The sequence below is a fragment of the Nakamurella flava genome (assembly GCF_005298075.1).
In the GTDB taxonomy this organism is placed as follows: domain Bacteria; phylum Actinomycetota; class Actinomycetes; order Mycobacteriales; family Nakamurellaceae; genus Nakamurella; species Nakamurella flava.
Genome location: NZ_SZZH01000003.1, coordinates 93,263 through 115,447, shown reverse-complemented (window position 1 = coordinate 115,447; position 22,185 = coordinate 93,263). Strand labels below are relative to the sequence as shown.

Annotated in this window: 20 protein-coding genes and 1 pseudogene; 14 read left to right on the top strand and 7 right to left on the bottom strand. The window is 71.1% G+C overall.

Features of this window, described 5'->3' with window-relative positions; translation table 11 throughout:
• The first annotated feature begins 90 nt into the window (after positions 1-90).
• The gene (locus FDO65_RS12295) at positions 91-1,731 is read left to right on the top strand and encodes a hypothetical protein (RefSeq protein ID WP_137450013.1); all 1,641 of its coding nucleotides are present in this window, start codon (positions 91-93) and stop codon (positions 1,729-1,731) included.
• A 299-nt stretch (positions 1,732-2,030) separates the two neighbouring features.
• Positions 2,031-3,371, top strand: coding sequence for a sunset domain-containing protein (locus FDO65_RS12290; protein ID WP_166442164.1), 1,341 nt, complete (start codon positions 2,031-2,033; stop codon positions 3,369-3,371).
• Between the two features lie 57 nt (positions 3,372-3,428).
• Here FDO65_RS12290 and FDO65_RS12285 read toward each other — a convergent pair whose 3' ends face one another.
• Positions 3,429-4,172 carry a GntR family transcriptional regulator gene (locus FDO65_RS12285; protein WP_137450011.1) on the bottom strand — a complete coding sequence of 248 codons (744 nt, stop codon included), beginning with the start codon at positions 4,170-4,172 and terminating at the stop codon, positions 3,429-3,431.
• Positions 4,173-4,413: 241 nt separating this feature from the next.
• On the opposite strand from FDO65_RS12285, the pseudogene FDO65_RS12280 reads away from it, so the two are divergent.
• The 4 genes and pseudogenes from FDO65_RS12280 to nagA all read left to right on the top strand — a co-directional run.
• Positions 4,414-5,958, top strand: a pseudogene (locus FDO65_RS12280) (PTS transporter subunit EIIC); the annotation flags it as partial.
• An 84-nt stretch (positions 5,959-6,042) separates the two neighbouring features.
• The gene (locus FDO65_RS23320) at positions 6,043-6,495 is read left to right on the top strand and encodes a PTS sugar transporter subunit IIA (RefSeq protein ID WP_420847540.1); all 453 of its coding nucleotides are present in this window, start codon (positions 6,043-6,045) and stop codon (positions 6,493-6,495) included.
• Between the two features lie 86 nt (positions 6,496-6,581).
• Positions 6,582-7,367, top strand: a complete 786-nt coding sequence (gene nagB / locus FDO65_RS12275) for a glucosamine-6-phosphate deaminase (protein WP_137450009.1) — start codon at positions 6,582-6,584, stop codon at positions 7,365-7,367.
• Between the two features lie 4 nt (positions 7,368-7,371).
• On the top strand, positions 7,372-8,586 hold the full coding sequence (gene nagA / locus FDO65_RS12270) for an N-acetylglucosamine-6-phosphate deacetylase (protein WP_137450008.1): 1,215 nt from the start codon (positions 7,372-7,374) through the stop codon (positions 8,584-8,586).
• Here the strand turns inward: nagA and FDO65_RS12265 are convergent.
• A complete protein-coding gene (locus tag FDO65_RS12265; RefSeq protein WP_166442163.1) occupies positions 8,539-9,318 on the bottom strand; it encodes a cobalt-precorrin-6A reductase in 780 nt (259 codons plus the stop codon). The genes nagA and FDO65_RS12265 overlap by 48 nt on opposite strands.
• Positions 9,319-9,569: 251 nt before the next feature.
• Positions 9,570-10,199, bottom strand: coding sequence for an eCIS core domain-containing protein (locus FDO65_RS12260; protein WP_137450007.1), 630 nt, complete (start codon positions 10,197-10,199; stop codon positions 9,570-9,572).
• 190 nt (positions 10,200-10,389) lie between these two features.
• Here FDO65_RS12260 and FDO65_RS12255 point away from each other — a divergent pair, with 190 nt between their 5' ends.
• Complete coding sequence (locus FDO65_RS12255) at positions 10,390-11,970, top strand: hypothetical protein (protein ID WP_137450006.1); 1,581 nt, start codon at positions 10,390-10,392, stop codon at positions 11,968-11,970.
• A gap of 30 nt (positions 11,971-12,000) precedes the next feature.
• Here FDO65_RS12255 and FDO65_RS12250 read toward each other — a convergent pair whose 3' ends face one another.
• Both FDO65_RS12250 and FDO65_RS12245 read right to left on the bottom strand, forming a co-directional pair.
• Complete coding sequence (locus FDO65_RS12250; RefSeq protein WP_137450005.1) at positions 12,001-12,531, bottom strand: mycothiol transferase; 531 nt, start codon at positions 12,529-12,531, stop codon at positions 12,001-12,003.
• Positions 12,532-12,621: 90 nt separating this feature from the next.
• Positions 12,622-13,224 (bottom strand): TetR/AcrR family transcriptional regulator, encoded by a 603-nt coding sequence (locus FDO65_RS12245; protein ID WP_137450004.1) that lies wholly within the window; start codon positions 13,222-13,224, stop codon positions 12,622-12,624.
• Between the two features lie 118 nt (positions 13,225-13,342).
• Between FDO65_RS12245 and FDO65_RS12240 the strand changes: the two genes are divergently transcribed.
• The 3 genes from FDO65_RS12240 to FDO65_RS12230 are packed head-to-tail and all read left to right on the top strand — an operon-like array spanning position 13,343 to position 15,995.
• On the top strand, positions 13,343-14,056 hold the full coding sequence (locus tag FDO65_RS12240) for an SDR family oxidoreductase (protein ID WP_137450003.1): 714 nt from the start codon (positions 13,343-13,345) through the stop codon (positions 14,054-14,056).
• Between the two features lie 49 nt (positions 14,057-14,105).
• Positions 14,106-15,101, top strand: a complete 996-nt coding sequence (locus tag FDO65_RS12235) for an NADP-dependent oxidoreductase (protein ID WP_137450002.1) — start codon at positions 14,106-14,108, stop codon at positions 15,099-15,101.
• 45 nt (positions 15,102-15,146) lie between these two features.
• The gene (locus FDO65_RS12230) at positions 15,147-15,995 is read left to right on the top strand and encodes an alpha/beta fold hydrolase (RefSeq protein WP_137450001.1); all 849 of its coding nucleotides are present in this window, start codon (positions 15,147-15,149) and stop codon (positions 15,993-15,995) included.
• A 24-nt stretch (positions 15,996-16,019) separates the two neighbouring features.
• On the opposite strand, the gene FDO65_RS12225 is transcribed toward FDO65_RS12230, so the two are convergent.
• The gene (locus tag FDO65_RS12225) at positions 16,020-16,760 is read right to left on the bottom strand and encodes a YoaK family protein (protein ID WP_166442162.1); all 741 of its coding nucleotides are present in this window, start codon (positions 16,758-16,760) and stop codon (positions 16,020-16,022) included.
• Between the two features lie 67 nt (positions 16,761-16,827).
• Entirely contained in the window at positions 16,828-17,532 is a 705-nt protein-coding gene (locus FDO65_RS12220) for a FadR/GntR family transcriptional regulator (protein ID WP_137449999.1), read from the bottom strand.
• A gap of 357 nt (positions 17,533-17,889) precedes the next feature.
• Here FDO65_RS12220 and FDO65_RS12215 point away from each other — a divergent pair, with 357 nt between their 5' ends.
• The 4 genes from FDO65_RS12215 to FDO65_RS12200 all read left to right on the top strand — a co-directional run bounded on the left by FDO65_RS12215 (position 17,890) and on the right by FDO65_RS12200 (position 22,173).
• Positions 17,890-18,855: an ABC transporter substrate-binding protein gene (locus FDO65_RS12215; protein ID WP_137449998.1), complete on the top strand. Its 966-nt coding sequence runs from the start codon at positions 17,890-17,892 to the stop codon at positions 18,853-18,855.
• Positions 18,856-18,935: 80 nt separating this feature from the next.
• Positions 18,936-20,552: an amino acid ABC transporter permease/ATP-binding protein gene (locus FDO65_RS23080; protein ID WP_137449997.1), complete on the top strand. Its 1,617-nt coding sequence runs from the start codon at positions 18,936-18,938 to the stop codon at positions 20,550-20,552.
• The gene (locus FDO65_RS12205; protein ID WP_137449996.1) at positions 20,549-21,049 is read left to right on the top strand and encodes a RidA family protein; all 501 of its coding nucleotides are present in this window, start codon (positions 20,549-20,551) and stop codon (positions 21,047-21,049) included. Before FDO65_RS23080 ends, FDO65_RS12205 begins: the two co-directional genes overlap by 4 nt.
• Entirely contained in the window at positions 21,046-22,173 is a 1,128-nt protein-coding gene (locus FDO65_RS12200; protein WP_137449995.1) for an acetamidase/formamidase family protein, read from the top strand. The genes FDO65_RS12205 and FDO65_RS12200 overlap by 4 nt, the downstream gene beginning before the upstream one ends.
• The last annotated feature ends 12 nt before the right edge of the window (positions 22,174-22,185 follow it).

Sequence of the window (22,185 nt, the reverse complement as noted above, 5' to 3'; positions counted from 1 at the left end):
GCCTCTGAGTTCACCCGCTGGGGTCAGTTGATCACTGTTAGCGTCGCGCCACCGGGCGAACGGGCTCCGGGAGACCCTCAGGAAGACCGGGTGATCGCGTTGTTCGCAGTACCTGACCATGTCCTCCCACGGCCCGGCAGGCCGATCCTGGCGGCCGTTCTGGCGATCGCTCTGGCGGTCGGCCTGCTGACGGTCGCTCCCCCGGCCGCTCGGGCCGCCGACGACGACGACACGCTGTCGGCCGGCGAGGTACTGACCGTCGGCCAGTCCTTGTTCTCGACGAACGGGGCGTTCCGCGCCGTCGTCCAGACCGACGGGAACTTCGTCGTCTACGGCTCGCAGGGAGCGCGCTGGTCGACCGGAACCTCGGGTGGCGGAGCGGGTCTCGCCATGCAGAACGACGGCAACGTCGTGCTGTACGCCGGTGGCGGCGCCCGCTGGTGGACCGGAACGTCCGGCAGCGGCGGCCGCCTCGTGATGCAGGGCGACGGCAACCTCGTACTCTACTTCGGCAGCACGCCCGCCTGGTCGATCACCACCGGGATCATCCCGGTGCGGCCCACCGGACCATCCGAACTCACCGTCGGGCAATCACTCTCGCCCGGTCAGCAACTCGTGTCCACGGACGGCCGTTTCGTGGCCGCCCTGCAGACGGACGGGAACTTCGTCCTCTACGGACCGGGCAATCGCGCGCTGTTCTCCTCCGGTACAGGAGGCACGGCGAACGCGCGACTGGTCATGCAGACCGACGGCAACCTGGTGCTCTACGGCAACGGCGGCGCGCGCTGGCAGACGGCCACATCCGGCGACAACGGCGTCCTGGCTGCCCAGTCCGACGGCAACCTCGTCGTCTACGTCGGCGGACGCGCCGGGTGGTCCCGCCTGACCGGGCCCATCCCGCTGCCCACGCCGACCCGGTCGGTCCTGAACACGGGTGAGACCTTGACCGCCGGCCAGCGGTTGACCAACGGCTCCTTCGAGGCGGTCGTCCAGACCGACGGCAATTTCGTCGTCTACGACAACGGTCGGGCCGTCTTCTCGACGGGCACCGGCGGCAACGCCAACGCCGTGTTGGCCATGCAGTCCGACGGCAACCTCGTCCTCTACGGCAACGGCGGCCCCCGCTGGCAGACCGGAACCCGCGGCGGCCAAGCCCAACTGGCTCTGCAGGGGGACGGCAACCTCGTCCTGTACGCCGGTGGACGAGCGACCTGGTCGGTCCGCACCGGTCCCATTCCGGTGCCGACCTTCCCGGGTGGTGGCCTCTTCGCGGTCGGGCGGGACATCGCGCCCGGCACCTACCGGACTCGCACAGCCGCGCCGCAGTGCAACTGGGCGCGGCTGCTGACCGACTCCGAGAACGTCACCGCGGCTGACGTCCTCTCGTTCGAGTTCACCGATCTTCCGGCGGTGGTCACCATCAAGCCGACCGACCCGTTTTTCGGAACCGACCAATGTGCGGAGTGGACGGCCGACCTGTCGCCGTTGACGTCCTCGCCGACCGCCCCCTTCGGCGACGGCACGTGGATCGTCGGCAGTGACATCTCCACCGGGGTCTGGTCACCATCGAGCCAGAACGGCTGCACCTGGGCCCGACTGTCCACCTTCGCCAGCGACGCCGACTCGCTGATCGAATTCCGAGAGGACTGGCAACAGGGCGCCGTCTCGATCAAGTCCTCTGACGCCGGCTTCTATGCCTCCGGTTGCGGCCTCTGGACCAAGGTCGGCTGATTCCGCAGAAGGTTGTCGGCCGGTTCGCCCAGCGGACCGGCCGACAACCCTTCGTGCAGGAGGTATCGAACGTCGGGCCCACCTTGCTGAGCCCGTCATCCCCGGAACGGATGACCAGCACTAACCGGACAGCTGAATTCACGCTGCGCTCATCGAATCACCCGTTCGAGATCAGGCCTCCCTGTTACGTTGTCGCGACCGCGCAATGCCGCTCGGTCACTTCTTCGCCCTGGGGGGCCTCCTTGCCGACGACGACCGTCCGCATCCAACACAGATCTCCACGGCTGGTCACCGCCACCTTGCTGGCTCTGACCCTGGCCTTCGCCCTGCTCACCGGCGCTGCCCCCAGCGCCTTCGCCGCCGCAGGCGAGGACACCCTGCGGGCCGGGCAGAGCCTTTTCGCCGGCGAAACCTTGGTCTCGGCGAACGGCCAGTTCCGGACCGCCGTCCAAGGCGACGGGAACGTCGTCGTCTATGGTCCCGGCGGCCCACGGTGGCAGACCGGCAGCCGAGGCGTAGGTGCCGAACTGGCCGTTCAGGGCGACGGGAACGTCGTGGTGTACGGATCGGGCCGTCCGCAGTGGTGGACCGGGACGTCCGGATCCGATGCCCGCCTGGTCATGCAGAGCGACGGGAACCTGGTCCTCTACCTGAACAACCGGGCCGCCTGGTCGATCACCACCGGCATCATCCCCGTCCGTCCCGCCGCGCCGGCGGAACTGGCGGCCGGGCAGACGTTGTCGGCCGGGCAACAGCTCATCTCCGCCGACGGCCGCTTCACCGCCGCCCTGCAGACCGACGGCAACTTCGTCACCTATGGTCCGGGCAACCGGGTCCTGTTCGCGACCGGCACCGGTGGGACTGCCGGCGCCCGGCTGGCCATGCAGACCGACGGCAACCTCGTCATCTACGGCAACAGCGGGGCCCGCTGGCAGACCAGGACCTCCGGCTCCGGCGGCGTTCTCGCGCTGCAGAACGACGGCAACCTGGTGGTGTACGCCGGCGGGCGGGCGGCGTGGGCCCGGACCACCGGCCTGATCGGCGTCGCTCCGCCGCCGGTGGCTACCCGGTCCACCCTGAACACCGGCGAGACCCTCGCCGCCGGGCAGCAACTCACCTACGGTCCGTACGTCGCCGCCCTGCAGACCGACGGCAATTTCGTGGTGTACGACAACGGACGAGCCGTCTTCGCCACGAACACCGGGGGCACCGCGAACGCCCGCCTGGCCATCCAGGCCGACGGCAACCTGGTGCTCTACGGCCCCAGCGGTCCGCGCTGGCAGCTCGGAACGTCGGGTGGAGCAGGCGTTCTCGCCCTGCAGCCCGACGGCAATCTGGTGGTGTACGCCGGAGGTCGGGCCGTCTGGTCCATCCGCACCGGCTACATCGGCGATCCGAGTGCGCCGCCGAGCAACTCGGGCAACCCGGGGACGCCGCCCGCCGGCCCCCGTCCCGGAAGCCCCACCCACATTCCGGGCTGCGACGTCAAGGGCAACGTGGCCGATGACGGCGAGCGCATCTACCACGTGCCTGGGGGCCAGTTCTACGACGTCACCGTGATCGGTAACCGCCCCGGCGAATACTGGTTCTGCTCCCCCTCTGACGCACAGGCCGCCGGGTGGCGGGCATCGAAGCGCTGACGACACCTACCGGCCACTGATCGCCGGACGGCACCGACAGGGCGGTTCGCCCCATCTTCACGAGGTGGGCGGGCCGCCCTGCGGCGTCTGCTGGTCAGCCGGGCCCCGTTCATTGCGCGCGACGAACCGGAAGCGGTCCCCGCGGAACACACAACGGGTCCATTCGCGGACGCGCCCGTCGGCGTCCCAGCCGGTGCGGTGGATGAGCAGCATGGGCAGGCCGGTGTCGACGCCGAGGAGCGACGCCTGCAGGGGGTCGGCCAGCGCGGTCTCGATGACGTCCTCGACGGCGGCCAGTTCCAGGCCGTAGGCCTCCCGGAACGTCTTGTACAGCGAGCCGCGGGGGGCCAGCTCGGCCGGCAAGTCGGGGAACGGCCCGGCCAGGTGGGCGATCTCGTGGGCGATGGGCTCGTCCGCGGTCAGGCGGACCCGCTCGAGGCGCCAGTAGGGCGATCCGACCGGGATGCGGAGGTGCTCGGCCACCTCCCGGTCGGCCTCCCGTTCACTCAGGTCGCGCACGACGCTGCCCGGGTGCCGCCCCTCGTCCTGCAGGTCCTGGGAGAACGAGGTCAACTGCCGTACCTGCATGAGTTTCGGCTGGGCGACGAAGGTTCCCCGGCCCTGGGTGCGCTCCAACCGCCCGTCGACGACCAGTTCCGCTATGGCCTGTCGCACCGTCGTTCTCGACGTCGCGAAGCGTTCGGCCAGCTCACGTTCGGTCGGTACGCCGGCGCCCGGCTGCAGGCCGGCGATCAGATCGAGGATGTCCTGCTTGACCTGGAAGTACTTCGGCACCTTCACCGATCGTCTTCCTCTCGCCGGGGGACTGTGTCGCCGCGTGGTCGGCGAACGCCCATCTCACCACATTGGCATAGACCAATGCGCGGGCAGGCTGCGCCGCTTGGGTGAACCCCTGCTCGTCCTCGCGAGACCTCTTGACGGCCCAATTGGTCTATGCCAATCTTCCCATCAGATTCAGATGGTCTAGACCAATAGACCCGCCTCTCCCGGCCGCACCCGATCACCCCGGAGGTCCCCGACGATGAGTACGACCCGCGAAGCGCCGAAGAAGAAGTCGGGGCTGCACATCCCCGGCTTCGCGCAGCTACAGCGGCTCGGCAAGAGCCTGATGCTGCCGATCGCCCTGCTGCCCGCGGCCGGCATCCTGCTGCGGCTGGGGCAGCCTGATCTGCTGGGCGGCATGACCACTCCGGTCATCGGGCCGTTCTTCGACTCCATGAGCGCGGCCGGCAACGCGATCTTCGCGAACCTACCGCTGCTGTTCGCGATCGGTGTCGCCATCGGGTTCGCCAAGAAGGCCGACGGCTCCACCGCCCTGGCCGCCGCGGCCGGCTACCTCGTCATCGCCGAGGTCTTCAAGACCATGTCGCCGTTCGTGCTGGAAGGCGTCACCGACCAGACCGGCGCCCAGGCGACGATCAACTACAGCGTCTTCGCCGGCATCCTGGTCGGCATCGTCACGGCGCTGCTGTTCGACAAGTTCCACACCATCCAGCTGCCGGCCTACATCGGCTTCTTCGGCGGTCGACGGTTCGTGCCGATCATCGTCTCGCTGACCTGTCTGGTGCTCGGCTTCGCTCTGAGCTACGTCTACCCGCTGTTCAACGCCGGGCTCACCTCGGTCGGCCAGTTCATCGGCGCCACCGGCGCTTTCGGTGCCTTCACCTACGGCTTCGCCAACCGCATGCTGATTCCGCTCGGCCTGCACCACATCCTGAACAGCTACGTGTGGTTCCTGTACGGCTCGTACACGCCGCCGAACGGCGGGACCCCCGTCACCGGTGAGCTCACCCGCTTCGCCGCCGGCGACCCCACCGCCGGTCTGCTGACCTCCGGCTTCTACCCCGTCCTGATGTTCGGTCTGCCCGCGGCCGCACTGGCGATGATCCACATGGCCAACAAGAAGCAGCGCAAGGTCGCCTTCGGCATCCTCGGTGCCGCCGGCCTGACCGCCTTCCTCACCGGTGTCACCGAGCCGCTCGAGTTCGCGTTCATGTTCGTGGCGTTCCCGCTGTACGTCGTGCACGCCGTGCTGACCGGCCTGTCGCTGGCCATCGCCTACCTGCTCGACATCCACCTCGGCTTCTCGTTCTCCGCCGGTCTGATCGACCTGCTGCTCTACGGCACCGCCCCGGCGGCCAAGAACATCCCGCTGCTCATCGTCATGGGCCTGGTCTTCTTCGTCGTCTACTACCTGCTGTTCCGGTTGGCCATCAAGTGGTGGAACCTGCGCACCCCGGGCCGCGAGCCCGAGGACGAGTTCGAGGCCGAGCAGGAAGCCAACCTGACCGACGACGAAATCGCGACCGGTGCGGCTGGTTCCGGGCTGTCGCCGGTCAACGCCAAGGCCGAGAAGCTGATCGCCGCCTTCGGTGGCCGTGACAACCTCGTCAACGTCGACGCCTGCATCACCCGGCTCCGCATGGAGGTCGCCGACAAGGCGCTGGTCGACAAGCGCGCGCTGAAGTCGCTGGGCGCCGCCGGCGTCATCGAGGTGGGCAACAACGTGCAGGCCATCTTCGGTACGCAGGCCGAGGCCTTGAAGAACGACATCAAGGACACCCTGGCCGGCACCCCGGTCGCCCCGACCCGCTCCGCTGCCAGTCCTGCCCCGGCCCCGACCGGTGGGGGGGTCGCCACCGCCACCCGGGTGCTCGCCCCGGTCCGCGGACGGGCGGTCGCCCTGTCCGAGGTCCCCGACCCGACCTTCGCCGAAGGGATCGTCGGTTCCGGCGCGGCGGTGGACCCCGTGCACGAGGTACTCGACGCGGTCGCCCCGATCAGCGGCAAGATCTTCAAGCTGATGCCGCACGCCTACATCATCCTGGGCGCCGACAACACCGGTGTACTGGTGCATCTCGGCCTGGACACCGTGCAGCTCGGCGGGCAGGGCTTCACCACCCACGTCGCCGAGGGCGACCACGTCGAGGCCGGTCAGACGATCACCACCTACGACGTGCCCGCGATCATCGCCGCCGGTAAGAACCCGATCGTGCCTGTCGTGGTCATGGACACCCCGGCGGACGCCGTCCGGCCGGACTCCGCGGTGACCTCCGGCGCCGAACTGGCCGCCCGCGACGCCCTGTTCACCGTCGAGCGCTGACCGCAGGGCCGGTGCCCGGACTCCTTCGATGAGTCCGGGCACCGGACCGCGGCCCGCCCCGTTCGCACCGAAAGGTCCACTCCGCCATGGAAATCGTCATCACCGACGGCGCCGACACCAGCGGCCGGCTGGCTGCCGACGCCATCGTCGCCCTGCTGCAGCGCAAGCCCGCCGCCGTCCTCGGCCTGGCCACCGGCTCGTCCCCACTCCCGATCTACGACGCGCTCGCTGCCCGTCACAGCGCCGGCGAGGTGTCCTTCGCCCAGGCCCGCGGCTTCACCCTCGACGAGTACGTCGGGCTGCCCGCCGACCACCCGGAGCGCTACCGCACCGTCATCGACACCGAGTTCGTCTCCCGTGTCGACTTCGCGCCCGACGCGGTCCAGGGACCGGACGGTCTGGCCGACGACATCGCAGCCGCTTGCGCCTCCTACGAGGCGGCCATCGCCGCGGCCGGCGGGGTCGACCTGCAGATCCTGGGTATCGGCACCGACGGGCACATCGGCTTCAACGAGCCGGGGTCGTCGTTGGCCTCCCGCACCCGGATCAAGACGCTCACCAAGCAGACCCGCATCGACAACGCCCGGTTCTTCGGCGACCAGGTCGATGCCGTCCCCACCCACTGCCTGACCCAGGGCCTGGCCACGATCATGTCGGCGCGGCACATCGTGCTGGTGGCCAGTGGCACGGGTAAGGCCGAGGCGGTGCACCACATGGCCGAGGGCGCGGTCAGCGCGATGTGGCCGGCCACCGTCCTGCAGCACCACCCGCACGTGACCGTGCTGGTCGACCAGGCTGCGGCGAGCCGGTTGCAGCTGGCCGACTACTACCGGCAGACCTGGGAGGCCAAGCCGGCCTGGCAGGGTCTGTGACGTCATGCTGATCACCGCCGACACCGTCGTCACCGGGGAGCAGATCCTGCGCCCCGGGTGGATCGACGTCGACCCCCGCTCCGGACGAGTCCGCGCGGTCGGGTCCGACCGGCCGTCGCGGCCGGTCGACCCGGACGCCGGCGACCTGGCGCTCGGCGCCGTGACCCTGGTGCCCGGTTTCGTCGACATGCATGTGCACGGCGGCGGTTCCGGCACCTTCGGGGAGACGAGCGCCGAGGCGACGCGCACCGCGGTGGAGCTGCACCGCCGGCACGGCACCACGACGATGGTGGCCTCGTTGGTCACCGCCCAACCGGACGAGCTGCTCGACCAGGTGGCGTTCATGGCCGAACAGGTGCAGGACGGCCTGATCACCGGCCTGCACCTGGAAGGCCCGTGGCTGTCGTCCCGCCGCTGCGGCGCGCACGATCCCGGGGCGCTGCGGGATCCCGACACCCGCGAGCTGGGCGCGGTTCTGCGGGCCGGACGGGGCACCATCCGGATGGTCACCCTCGCGCCGGAACGCATCGGTGGGCTCACCGCCGTCCGGCAGCTGGTGGCCGAGAGTGTCGTCGCCGCCGTCGGTCACACCGACGCGACCTACGAGCAGGCCCGGGCGGCCATCGACGCGGGTGCGACCGTCGGCACCCATCTGTTCAACGCGATGCGCCCGGTCCACCACCGGGAACCGGGGCCGGTGATCGCGCTGCTGGAGGACCCCCGGGTCACCGTGGAGATGATCACCGACGGGGTGCACCTGCACCCGGCGCTCTACCGGGACGTCACCCACACCGTCGGCAGCGACCGGGTCGCCCTGGTCACCGACGCGATGGCCGCGGCCGGGATGGCCGACGGGGCCTACCGTCTCGGTGCCCTCGACGTCGACGTCGTCGACGGGGTGGCCCGGGTCGCCGGCACCGACACCATCGCCGGCAGTACCGCGACCATGGACCACGTCTTCCGCTTCGCGGTCCGCAGCAGCGGCGCCGACCCGGACACGGCCGTGCTGACCGCGGTCCGGCAGTCCTCGGTCAACCCGGCCCGGGCGCTGGGCCTGCCCGACCCGACGCTGGCCACCGACGCTGCGGCGGACATCGTGGTGCTGGACGACGGTCTCGCCGTCACCGGCGTGCTGCGGCGCGGCCGGTGGGTGGTCGAGCCGGCACTCCCGTCACTGGTGGGGCAGCCGCCCGAGCCGGCCGAGGGCCTCGTCCACTGAGGCAACCAGCTCCACCCCGCTGGGCGGCGGTGGGCGCCGGACCACCACCACCGGCACCGCCAGGGCCCGCGCGGCATCGAGTTTCGCGCTGGTGTACCGGCCGCCCGAGTCCTTCGTGACCAGCAGGTCGACGCGATGGTCGCGCAGCAGGGCGATCTCCCCGTCGACCCGGTACGGCCCGCGGTCGCGGATGACGGTCCACCGCGGCGGTAGCGGGACCTCCGGTGGCTCGACGACCCGCACGAGGGTGTCGTGATCGGTCAGGGCGGTGTAGTGCCCGAGGGGTTGGCGACCGGTGGTGAGGAACGGGCGGGTTCCGCGCTCGGCCGCGACCGCGGCGGCGGACGGGTGGTCGTCGACCCAGATCCATCCGGACGCGTCGCGCCGGTCACCCCAGCCCGGGCGGGCCAAGCGAAGCAGCGGGACGCCGACCTGGCCGGTCGCCGCCACCGCGTGGGCCGTCATCGTGGCCGCGTACGGGTGGGTCGCGTCCACCACCGCGTCCGGACTCTGGCGCTCCAGGTAGCCGATCAGGCCGCTGACGCCGCCGAAGCCCCCGATGCGCACCTCACCGACCGGCAGGGCGGGATCGCTGACCCGTCCGGCCAGGGTGGAGGTCACCTGGTCGCCCTGCTCGACGAGATGCTCGGCCAGGGAACGGGCCTCGGACGTGCCACCCAGGATCAGGATGCGCCGGGCCGGCGCTCTCGCCGAGTCGGGTCGCAGGTCCACAGGATCAGCCTTGCACTCCCGTGGGCGGGGGCGCGCATCCGTCCCCGGGAGGTCGAGTTGATCACCCTTTGGCCACCTGCTGACGGAGGGGGAGATCAACTCCACCTCGGATGGGTCGCGCCTCGGCGTGTCGCGTCGAGATGATCACCCTTTCCTGCCGGAGCTGTCGAAAGGGAGATCAACTCCACCCCGGGAGGCCTCAGCGGGTGATCAAGTCCACCTCAGCCCGAAAAGGGTGACCAACTCGACCGTCACCCCTCGGCCTGTTCCTCCTCCTCGCCTTCGGCGTGCCGCTGCACCGCCGGCTGCGCCATGACCCGCTCCGCGTTGGCCGACGCCTCCCGCTCGAAGCGGTCCGACGGGTCGCTGACCCGGATCCCGCCGCCCGCGTCCGCGCCGTCCACCGGACCCGACCGCTGCTGGACCACGTGGGTCAGCTCGTGGGCGAGCATCGTCTTGCCGGCGGTGGACGACGGGTCGAAGCGGTCCCGCTGGAACACGACGTCGTGTCCGACGGTGTAGGCGTGGGCGTTGACGGCCCGGGCCGACTCGTGGGCCGCGGAATCGGTGTGGATGCGGACGTCGGAGAAGTCGTGCCCGAGGCGGTCCTGCATCTCCTCCCGCAGCTCGCCGGTCAGCGGTTGACCGCCACCCGAACCGACGACGTCGTGCACCGGCGATCGCTCCTCGGCGTCGGCGTCCAGGAGGGACGCGACCGCGGCGTTGCCTGCCGCCCGCTGCAGGCCCAGAACCGCAGAGGCATCGAGCAGGTCGGGTCGGCCGGACAGCGTGGCATCGCGGTGCCAGGCCGTGGGCTCCATCGCCACCCGGGCTCCGGGCGGGCGCTGGACATCGTCCGCTTCATGATCGTGGGCGCGCATGGGGCTCTCCCTCGTTCGACGAGCCGCTGTCAGTGGCGTCTGCGATGCTGCCACCGCCGCGCCGCGGTGACCGGAGCGTCACGGCCTGTCCATCGGGCACCTGACGTTGCCCGACCGGGCACCTCCGGGTCGGCGCGCAGCCGTGTCGTCCCGCCGGGCGGCCGGACCCAGGCAGCACGAGGAGCAGGGCATGACCGCCGGAACCGATCAGTCGCTGGCCGGCGATCTGCCGGACGACACCCCACCCGAGGTCCGCGAGCGGGCCACCCGGCCCGGCCGGGTCCCGGAGACCGATCCCACGCTCGGGATCCCCGTCGCCAAGACCAGCCATCGGGAAACGCCGTCGGAACGCCTGGTGGTCCTGGGCGACTCGCTGACCCAGGGCATGCGCAGCGCCGCCGTCCACGACGACGAGCTGTCCTTCGCCGCGATCCTGGCCCGGCAGATCGGGTTCGACGGCTTCCGGGCCCCGGCCTATCCCGGGTTCGGCGGGTTGCCGGCCAACATCGAGTACCTGCTGCGCACACTGGAGGACGAGTTCGGTCCCACCTTCAGTGCCTGGGAGGTACCCCCGGCGGCCGTCCGGTTGCACTCGCTGCTCGCGGAGATCCAACGATTCTGGGAACGCGGGCCGGGGATCGTCCCGCCCCCGCCAGGCCCGCCACCGCACACCCTGGCCGTACTGGGATGGGACCTGCGCGACATCCTGGCCCGCACCTTCGACATCAACCTCGCCCAGGCGCGCGCCTCGCGGCATCAGCTGCTGGCGCCGATCGTCGAGAACGCCGGCCCCATCGCGGCCCTGCGGATCTACCCGCACGGCGACGCGGAGGAGCGGAGCCGCGCGCTGCCGACCGTCGCCCAGGACTCCGGCGAGATCGAGACCCTGGTCGTCATGCTCGGGTCCAACAACGCCCTGGGCGCGATGATCGACCTGCGGGTCACCTGGTCCGCCGACGCCGACTTCCAGGACCTGGTGCGCAAGAACGCGGCCACGGTGTGGCGTCCCGAGCACTTCCGGGCCGAGTACGACCTGCTGGTCGAACAGGTGCGGCGGGTCCGGGCCCGGCACGTCGTGCTGGCCACCGTGCCGCACGTGACGATCCCGCCGATCGCCCGCGGCGTCGGCGGCAAGCGGGCACCCGGATCCGCGTACTTCCGGTACTACACGCGACCCTGGATCGATGACGAGCGCTTCGAGGTCGATCGCGACCCCCACGTCACCGGCGCCCAGGCCCAGGCGGTCGACACCGCGATCGACCTCTACAACGAGCACCTCACCGAGGTCGTCCGGGCCGCGCGGGACCGGGGCGAGGACTGGTACCTGTTCGACCTCTGCGGCCTGCTGGACCGGCTGGCCTGGCGCCGGTACATCGACGACCCCGACTCCCGGCCGGACTGGTGGACCGAGTACCCGCTGCCCGCACCGGTGGCCGCCCTGGATCCCAAGCCGGACACCCGGTTCCTGCACGGTGATCGCCGCGGCGGCCGCGCCCAGGGCGGCATCTTCTCCCTCGACGGCATCCACCCCACCGTCGTCAGCTACGGGATCATTGCCCAGGAACTGGGCCACGTGCTGCAGCGGGCCGGGGTCGAGTTCCGCTCACCCGACGTCGATTTCGATGACCTCATCGCCCGGGACAGCCTGATCCGGACGCCGCCGCAAAGCATCACCAGCGCGCTGGACGTCATCGGCTGGCTGGACGAGGCTGCGGACCTGCTGGTCGGGCTGTGGCCGTTTCGTTCCCTCGACCGACCCCCGGGTCGGTGACGGCTGCCGCCGGCGGCGTAGCGGCAGCCCTCACCGACCGCTGGGGGCGGACCGCTCGACGACGCCCCGCACGTACGCGGCCTGGCCGGCGTGCTGCAGGCAGTCGGACAGCACGCTGACCAGCCGGACGGCCAGCGTGACCGGCGGGTCCCAGTTCCGGTCGACGATGCGGTCCAGGTCGTGGTCGGTCAGCCCGCCCAGGTACTCGACGGACCGCTCGTGGACCGCGCGGTGGTAGGCCGACAGGTCCGCCGCGGCCACCCGGACCTGGGCGACGTCTCCGGCGTCCTGGCCGTAGCCGATCTCCGCGTCGTCGAACGGCAGGGCGAACCGCTCCGCGAAACCCCCGGCCGTCCAGACCTGCTCGCTGTCGGCCACCCCGGCCAGGTGGTCGTCCTGCACCCGGGCCAGGTGCCAGATCAGCCAGGCCACGGTGTTGGCCTCGGGATCGACGCGGTGGGTCAGCACCGGATCGTCGGACCCGCCCAGCCCGTCCAGGACGGACTCGACCTCCTGCGCGATCCGGCCGTAGCCCTCGATGAGCAGTTCGGCGGTGTTCATCCCGCCGACGCTACGCGGGCCTGCGACGCCGACATCGGATCCGGGCGAAACGGTGGCGGACCCGGAAGCCCCTCGCTCGCACGTCGGTTGTCACGCCGTCACGAGGACCGCGATCTGGGTGCGAATGTCGGCGAGGAGGTCGTCGACGGTGGCGGCGGCGTTCGGCCCCGCTCCCATCGCGAGAAGCATGATGGCCGAGACGATGTGGGCGCGGACGGCGGCGTCGACCGGGGGAATCCGATCATCGCGCGTCAGGAGGTGGGCAATGGCCTCCTCGGTGCGCGCGGCGATGACCAGCGCCTCCCCGCGGTGCTGCTCGTGCGGGTCCCCGAAGACCATCTCGCGCAGATAGGTACGCCCGTTGTCGATCTGGACGCGGTTGCACTCCACGATGGGCCGCAGGAGCGCCATCACGGCGTCCAGGTCGTCCGGGATCGTCGCGGCCGCCGCTCGGCCTCGTTCCAGGGCGGCCCGGTAGTGGGCGTTCTGCACGAGCAGCAGCAGCTCACCCTTGGACCTGGCGTACAGGAACAGGGTTCCGGTGCCGATGTCCGCCCGATCCGCGATCTCCTGGGTGGTGACCTCGTCGACCCCGCGCTCGGCGAAGAGGACCCCCGCCGCCGCGATGATTCGATCGAGCTTGTCCTGTTTGTTCCGCTCGCGCCGGCCGACGGACGGCGTCCTGCCGCTCATGGTTTCCTCCCGGAATAGAATCTGACTATGCTCAGTTACGAGCATAGTCAGTCGGGCCGCCCAGGCCCGGACCGTGTCATCGCACCGCCCTGTCGGCGGAACCGAGAGGAACCCTGCCATGCCTGAACTGACCGGAGCTGTCGTCCTGGTGACCGGCGCCAACGGTGGGATCGGCCGTACCTTCGTCCAGAGTGCCCTCGCGCGGGGCGCCGCCAAGGTCTACGCGACGGCGCGACGTCCGCAGAGCTGGGACGATCCGCGCGTCGTCCCGCTGGCCCTCGACGTCACCGACGCGGACTCGATCGCCGCGGCCGCAGCGGTGGCCGGTGATGTCACCGTGCTGGTCAACAACGCCGGCATCTCACCGCCGACCCCGGAGATCCTCGGCCACACCGATGCCGAGATCCGGGCCAACGTCGAGACCAACTTCCTCGGTCCGCTGTTCCTGGCCCGGGCGTTCGCCCCGGTGCTGGCCGGCAGACCCGGAGCCGCTCTGATCGACATCCATTCCGCGCTGAGCTGGTACGCCGTGGGCGGCATCTACAGCGCCACCAAGGCCGCCCTCTGGTCGGCCACGAACTCACTGCGTCTGGAGCTGGCCCCCCAGGGGGTGCACGTCATGGGTGTGCACGTCGGGTACGTCGACACCCCGATGGCTGCCCACTCCACCGACCCCAAGCTCGACCCGGCCGAACTGGTCCGGGCCGTCCTCGACGGTCTGCACGCGGGCGCGTACGAGGTGCTGGCCGACAGCACCTCGGTCCAGCTCAAGGCCGGCCTCAGCGCACCCATCGACACCCTGTACCCGCAGCTGCGAACCGCCGGCGTCTGACCGTCCGGCCCCCGCCCCTCCGTCCACTCGGACCCCCGAAGGAACCGCCATGAAGGCATTCATCGTCACGAAGTACAAGGCGCCGGTGCAGGAGGCCGACGTCCCCGAACCCACCGTCGGCGTCCGCGACGTCCTGATCGATGTCGAGGCGGCCGGGGTCAACCAGCTCGACGAGAAGATCCGGGCGGGCGAGTTCAAGCAGATCCTGCCCTACCGGCTGCCCCTGACCCTGGGCCACGACGTCGCCGGCACGGTCCTCCGCGTCGGCGCCGAGGTCCGCGGGTTCGCGGTCGGTGACCAGGTCTACGCCCGCGCCGGCAAGGACCAGATCGGATCCTTCGCCGAACGGATCGCCGTCGATCAGAAGGACGTCGCGCCGGCACCCACATCGGTCACCCCGGTCGAGGCCGGTTCGCTGCCGCTGGTCGCGCTCACCGCCTGGCAGGCGCTCGCCGAGCGCGGCAACGTCCAGCCCGGACAGAAGGTCCTCATCCACGCCGGAGCGGGCGGCGTCGGATCGATCGCCATCCAGTTGGCCAAGCACCTCGGCGCGACGGTGGCCACCACCGCCAGCGCCGGGAACGCGGACTTCGTGCGCGAGCTCGGCGCCGACACCGTCATCGACTACCGGACCCAGGACTTCGAGCACCTCCTGAGCGGCTACGACCTGGTCCTGGACAGCCTGGGTGGGGACAACCTGGAGAAGTCGCTCCGTGTGCTGCGACCCGGCGGCATGGCCATCGGTATCGCCGGCCCTCCCGACCCCGCCTTCGCCAAGACCGCCGGACTGAATCCGGTCCTGCGAGTAGCCATCGCCACCCTGAGCGCGAAGGTCCGACGCCAGGCCCGCAAGCTCGGCGTCACCTACCAGTTCCTGTTCATGCACCCCGACGGGGACCAGCTCCGGACCATCGCCCGCCTCGTCGACGACGGCACCCTGCGGCCGGTGGTCGGCCGGGCCGTCCCCTTCGCCGACACCGCCCGAGCTCTGAGCGACATGGACAAGGGCGGCGTCCGGGGCAAGACCGTCATCACCCATCCCTGAACCACTCTCTCCTCGTCCATCCCTTCCCGCCCCCAGGAACCCGTCATGAGCGCTCAGCCCCCTTCCGCCCGGTACGCCGACACCCCGACCCGCACCGTCGACGCCGGCGGGATCAGCTACGCCTACCGCGCTCTCGGACCGACCGGCGAAGTCCCCGTCGTCTTCCTCGTGCACCTCGCCGCGAACCTGGACAACTGGGATCCGGCCGTGATCGACGCGGTCGCCAGGAAGCGCCACGTCATCACCGTCGACACCCGAGGCGTCGGCGCGACCACCGGTCGGGTACCCGGCACCGTCGAGGAGATGGCCGACGACGCCGCCACTTTCATCCGGGCCCTGGGCCACGACGAGGTCGACGTGGTCGGGCTGTCCCTGGGTGGCATGGTCGCCCAGGCACTCGCCCTCACCCATCCGACGGTGATCCGTCGTCTGGTGCTGGCCGGGACCGGGCCCCGTGGCGGAGCCGGGATCGACAAGGTCGCGCGGGTCACCTTTCTCGACATGCTGCGGGCCGCAGTGACCCGATCGGACCCGAAGGAGTTCCTCTTCTTCCACCGCGACCCCGCCGGCCGACAGGCGGCCCGGGCATTCCTCGGACGGCTCGGCCAGCGCACCGAGAACCGTGACCGCGCCGTCTCGGTCGCGGCGTTCCTCACCCAGCTCGCCGCGGTCCGCCGGTGGGGCCGTGGCACGTCCGTCGACCTGACCCGGCTGCGCCAGCCGACGATGATCGTCAACGGCGACGACGACCGGATGGTCCCCACCGCGCTGTCCCACGATCTGCACCGGCGGATCCCCGGCTCCGCGCTGTTGATCTATCCCCATTCCGGCCACACCGCGATGTTCCAGTTCCCGCAACGGTTCGCCGCGGATCTCGAGGAATTCCTGGGGTGACGCCTGAAGGGCCGGCAGCGGTGATCAGCCGGCCGACGCCGTGCGCGCCTGGTCCGTCGACACCGGGGCGGCGGCGCGACGGCGGCTGACGGCCAGCACCACCGCGGCCGACGTCATCGCCAGCGCGCCCAACAGCAGGCCGAGCCACCCGCCGTGGGTGCCGCCCAGCCTGATGGTCAGCGCCCCCAGACCGGCGGCCACGCCCATCACGACGACCGCGGAGAGCCGGTGCCGCCAACCCTTGTTGGCGCCCTTGGGGGCGCCGGCCAGCCGACTGTCGCGAGCCAGGTTGCCCAGGGTGCTGGTGACTACGACGGTGGTGATGTCGGCGTTGCCGATCGGTTTGACCGCCGCCACCTGGCTACCCATGGCCATCGCGAGAAGCCCGGTGACGGTGAACATCTCGACGTGGTCGGTCAGTCCGCTGACCGCCCAGTAGAGGGTGAGCAGCAGGGCGACCGTGGCGTTGACCGTCAGCGTCCATACCGTCCGCAGCGGCACCTTGTCGGCGTGCCCGCGACCGACGACGCGACCGCCGATGACCGCGCCGACGAGGAAACCGGCCAGGGCCACCGCGTTGTTGAGCAGCGGGATCCCGCCGGTGCCGGCAGCCGCGAACCCCAGGAACAGCACGTTGCCGGTCATGTTGCCGGTGAAGACCTTGTCCAGGCTCAGGTAGCTGACCGCGTCGATGACCCCCGTTCCTGCGGTGAGCAGCAACAGGGCCACGGTGTGGGCCCGGCTGTGACGGGCGAGGGCGTTCATCGGGATCTCTCCGGGGTTCGGGGGCCGGACGCGGCCGTTCGGTGGTCGACAGGAATGGGGTCGGGCATCACTCCGCGCCCTGATTCCGCTGCGCGATGAGGCCACGGACGTCGTCCAGATGGCGTGCCATCGCGGCCCGGGCCGCCTCGGCGTCATGCGACTCGATGGCGTCCAGGATGGCGCGGTGCCCGTCCCGGGACTGCCGACGGGCCCGCTCGGTGGCATGCGAGTGCCGGCGGACCTCCATCGTCCATTCGGTCGTCATGGTGTGCAGGGTGGTGATCAGCGGGTTGCGGGCGGCCTGGGCCACCAGCAGGTGGAACTCGATGTCCAACTCGAGCGACCGCTGCGGCTTGAGCCCGGGCTGGGTCTGGTCGAGGACCTCGCGCAGTTGGATGAGGTTGGCCGCCGTGGCCCGGGTGGCGGCCAGACCGGCCACCGACGGCTCCACCAGATACCGCAGCTCGGCGGCGTTGTCGGCCTCGGTAGTGCCGTCGGACAGTGCCAGCAGCTCCAGTTCCGCCGACGACCGCGGGGTCACGATGGTGCCCCGCCCGGGACGCCGTTCGATGAGCTGCTTGTTCTCCAGCTCGTGCATCGCCTCCCGCAGCGACGCCCGGGAGATCGACATCGACGCCGCGAGGTCGCGTTCGGCCGGCAGGCGCGCCCCGGGGGCGAGTTCACCGGTGGCGATGAGCTTCTCGAAATGGGCGGCCACCGCCGCCGACACCGAGCGGTTGCGGTGCACGAACGGCGGCAGGTCGGTGGTCATCGGGCTCCAGGGGGCGGGCGGGCCGGGGTCGCCGGACGGGCCGACGGACAGTGGTGTCGCCACCATAGTGGCTGGATGGTCTGACGAATGGACCACGCCCGGGAGACGCCGACCACACCGGCAGCCCGGATCGCGGGCCTGGTGTAACGACCTCGTTAAAGGCGTGTGATCAGGGCCGGAAGCGCCCCGCCCGGCCCCTACAGTTCACCGAAGTTGGTCAGACCATCCGGCCGGAGTCGGACCAACACCGCGATCGGCGCAGATCGTCCACGCCATCGACGGCGCCCTCCGCCCCGCCCCCTCCCGCTTCTCGCCCCGGACGGCCGCTCCGCGACCACCGCCCGGAAAGGACCCTCCATGTTGCGCACCACTGGACGCCTGCTGACCGCCGGCCTGCTGGCCGGATCCGTCGCCCTGCTCGGCGCCTGCTCCTCCGGTTCGACCACGGGGTCGGCCGGGTCCTCCGCCGCCGGCTCGGGCAGCGGTTCTCCCGCGGCCGCCTCCGGCGAGTACGCCGCCGTCGCCGATTCGGCCGCCTGCAAGGACCTCCGCGCCCAGCACCCCGACCTCGTCGGCACCACCCAGATCAATGCCCTCAACCCCTACACCCCGGGTTACGAGACGGTCGACCCCGAGAACCCCGACCAGTACCAGGGTTTCGACATCGACCTGGGTAACGCCATCGGCGCGTGCCTGGGCTTCACGGTCGGGTACGTGCCCGTCGGGTTCTCCGAGCTGATCCCGACCGTGGCCAGCGGCCGGGCCAACTGGATTCTGTCCAACCTGTATGCCACCAAGGAACGCGCCGCCGGCGGGGTCGACTTCGTCTACTACTCCAAGGTCTACGACGGCATCCTGGTCGCCAAGGACAACCCCAAGGGCATCACCGGCATCGACACCTCGCTGTGCGGGCTGACTGTCGCTCTGAACAAGGGCTACGTCGAGGTGCCGCTGGTCGAGGCCGTCGGCCCCGACTGCGAGGCTGCGGGTAAGCCCGCCCCCACCGTCAGCCTGTTCGACTCCAGCTCCGACTCGGTGCAGGCCATCCTGGCCGGCCGGGCCGACGCCTACATGAACGACATCAACACCGTCGACCGCTTCATCGCCGAACACCCGGACGACCTGTCCTCGGCCCAGACGGTGATGCTCGACTACAAGATCGGCATCGGCGTCCCCACCGGCAAGACCGCCTTCCGCGACGCGGTCGTCGGCGCCGTGAAGCAGATCCAGGACAGCGGTCTGCAGGCCGAGCTGGCCACCAAGTGGCAGCTGAACGCCAACGCCGTCGCCGCCCCCGAGGTCCTCACCGCCAGCGGTAGCTGACCCGCCGAGCGGGGCGGTCCGGCCCCGGCCGCGCACCGCCCCGCTCCCGGCTCGCCCCCACTTCCCTCCCCGGAGTCCAGATGTCGGAATTCCTGCACTACCTGACCGCGCCGTATCTCTGGCAGGGCCTGCTCATCACCCTGCAGCTCACCGCGATCGGCTTCGTCGGCGGGCTGCTCGGCGGCGTCCTGCTGGCCGCGATGCTGCTGTCGCGGTTCCGTCCGCTGGCCATCGTCGCCCGCATCTGGACCACGCTTTACCGGGGGACGCCGCTGATCCTGCAGCTGGTCTTCGTCTTCACGGTGCTCCCGCACGCCGGGGTTGTGCTGAGCCCGCTGCTGGCCGGCGGCGTCGCCCTCGCCCTCAACGAGGCCAGCTTCTTCGCCGAGATCATCCGCTCCGCCGTCCGCGAGGTGGACCCGGGGCAGAAGGCCGCCGGCCGCGCCCTGGGCCTGACCCCAGCGGCTCTGATGCGGCGGATCATCGCGCCGCAGGCCCTGCGGGCCAGCATCCCCGCCCTGGGCAACGAGGCCGTGGCGACCATGAAGAATTCCGCCCTGGCGTCGATCATCGCCGTCCCCGAGCTGACGCTGCGCACCCAGCAGCTGGCCTCGGCCACCTTCGACTACTTCTCGATCTACTTCGCCACCGCCGTCATGTACCTGGTGCTGACCGGGGCCCTGACCGGCGTCCAGATGCTCATCGAGCGGTGGGCCACTCCGGGCGAACCGGGCAAGGCCTCCTTCTGGTCCCGGCCGTGGCGAAAGCCGTTGCCGCTGGCCGGTTCCGAACCCGTCGCCACCCAGGACGACGACGCCGAGGACCCCGTCCCGACCCCTGCGGCCGCGAAGGCCGGCGGGCCGACCAGCGCCACCGGCGCCCCACTGTCCCGCACGCAGGCCGACCCACCGCCCCGCCGCTTCGGTGACGCCGTCATCGAGGCCCGCGACCTGCACAAGTCCTACGGCACCACCCCGGTGCTGCGCGGGGTTGACCTGGACGTGCGGCAGGGCGAGGTCGTGGCCCTGCTCGGTCCGAGCGGCTCGGGGAAGAGCACCCTGCTGCGGACCCTCAACCACCTCGAGGGGCTGAACGGCGGCTCGGTCCTCATCGACGGCGAGCCCATCGGCTACGACCTGCGCGGTGCCGAACTGTCCGAGCGGACCATCGCTCGCCAGCGGGTCAGCTCCGGGGTCGGCATGGTGTTCCAGCAGTTCAACCTGTTCACCCACCTCACCGTCCGGGAGAACGTCGCCGGCCCGCTGCGCTGGGTGCACGGCGTCGGCAAGGCCGAGGCCGACACCCGGGCCGACGAGCTGCTGGCCATGGTCGGCCTGTCCGACCGGGCCGACGCCCGTCCCCGGCAACTGTCCGGCGGTCAGCAGCAACGGGTCGGCATCGCCCGCGCCCTGGCCGGCAACCCGCGGGTCCTGCTGCTCGACGAACCCACCAGCGCCCTGGACCCGGAACGGGTCGCCGAGGTGTTGGCCGTCATCCGGCGGCTGGCCACCGAATCCGGTCTGACCATGGTGATCGCCACCCACCAGCTGCGGTTCGCCCGCGAGGTCGCCGACCGGGTCGCGTTCCTCCGCGACGGCGTCATCGTCGAACAGGGGCCCGCCGCCCAGATCTTCGACGCCCCCGAACAACCGGCCACCCGACGGTTCATGCGCAGCATGGCGGTGGCCGAGGTATGAGCACCCACCTCGAGGAGACCGCCGTGTCCACCGCTGTCGAACGCCTGACCTTCACCGGACGCCCGGGTGTGCCGACCCAGGTCGGCCCGTTCTGCCACGCCACCCGCTGGGGCGGCCTGCTGATGCTCACCGGGCAGATGCCGACCGACCCCGACACCGGCGCACTGGTGCCCGGGGGGCTCATCCCCGAGACCCGCCAGGTGCTGCGCAACCTGCAGGCCGTCGTCCGCGAAGCCGGCGCCCGGTGGGACGACATCCTCATGGTCCGCGTCTATCTCACCGACTTCGACGATTTCGACGCCTTCAACGCCGAGTACCGCCAGTGGTTCCCCGCCGGGCTGCCCGCCCGGACCTGCGTCGGCGTCACCGGTCTCGCCGTCGGCGCCTGCGTCGAGATCGACCTGGTGGTCGCCGACACCGCCGGCAGTGCGCCCGCGAGCACCACCTTGTCCACCCCCGCCCCCGCTGCCGCCCCGTCCGATGGAGCAACCCGATGACCAGCCTGCCGATCCTGCAACCCCACGAAGGCCCCATCGCCGGGCAGCACTACCTGCCGTCCCGGGCCGAGGAGGTCCGCTGGGGGTGGCTGCCGAACCGTGGCGCCGCACCCGTTCTCGCCGTGGGTGACGGACAGACGGTCACCATCGACACCGTCAGCCACGAGGGGCTGCTCGACGACCAGGGCCGCGACCCCAAGGCCTACCTGGCCCAGTTCGGGGTGGGCGAGGTGCTCCGCGATGCGGTCGACATCGCCGCCGGCGACATCCCCAACACCGAGGCCGACGGTCCGCACGTCGTCACTGGGCCGATCGCCGTGCAGGGCGCGCGTCCCGGCGACCTGCTGGCCGTCGACATCCTCGACCTGGCCTACCGGGTCCCCTACGGCTTCATCTCCAACCGGCACGGCTTCGGCGCACTGGCCGGGGAGTTCCCCGAGGACCCGCACTCGACCGCGACGCGGAGCCAGGACACCATCGTCACCGGCGGCACGGTCAGCCACTTCGCCACCGTGCACCCCGGTGCCGGACCGGCCGGCCGGGACATCGCCACCATCGACGCCGGCGGAGGGCGCCCCGCGCGCTTCCCGCTCGCCCCGTTCCTCGGATTGATGGGCGTCGCCGCCGACACCGACGATTCCGTCCACTCCGTCCCGCCGGGCCTGTTCGGCGGCAACATCGACGTCAAGCACGCCGTCGCCGGCACCACCCTGTACCTGCCCGTCCAGGTCGATGGTGGGCTGTTCTACACCGGCGACCCGCACTTCGCCCAGGGCAACGGCGAGGTCGCGCTGACCGCCCTCGAGGCCAGCCTGCGGGCCACCGTCCGGCTGCGGGTCATCCCCGCCGCCGCCATCCCGGCCACGGTCGGTGGCGCGATCGGCCCCGTCGTCGAGACCGACACCCACTGGATCCCCACCGGTCTGGACGTCGACCTCGACGAGGCCATGCGGCGGGCCGTCCGGCACGCCGTCGCGTTCCTGCACGAGAAGTTCGAGGTGCCCCGCTCGGTCGCCCTGGCTTACCTGTCCGCCGCCGGCGACTTCGAGGTCAGTCAGGTCGTGGACGCCGTCAAGGGCGTGCACTGCATGATCGCCAAGGCCGACTGGGTCGCCTGGGCCTGACCGCCTCCAACC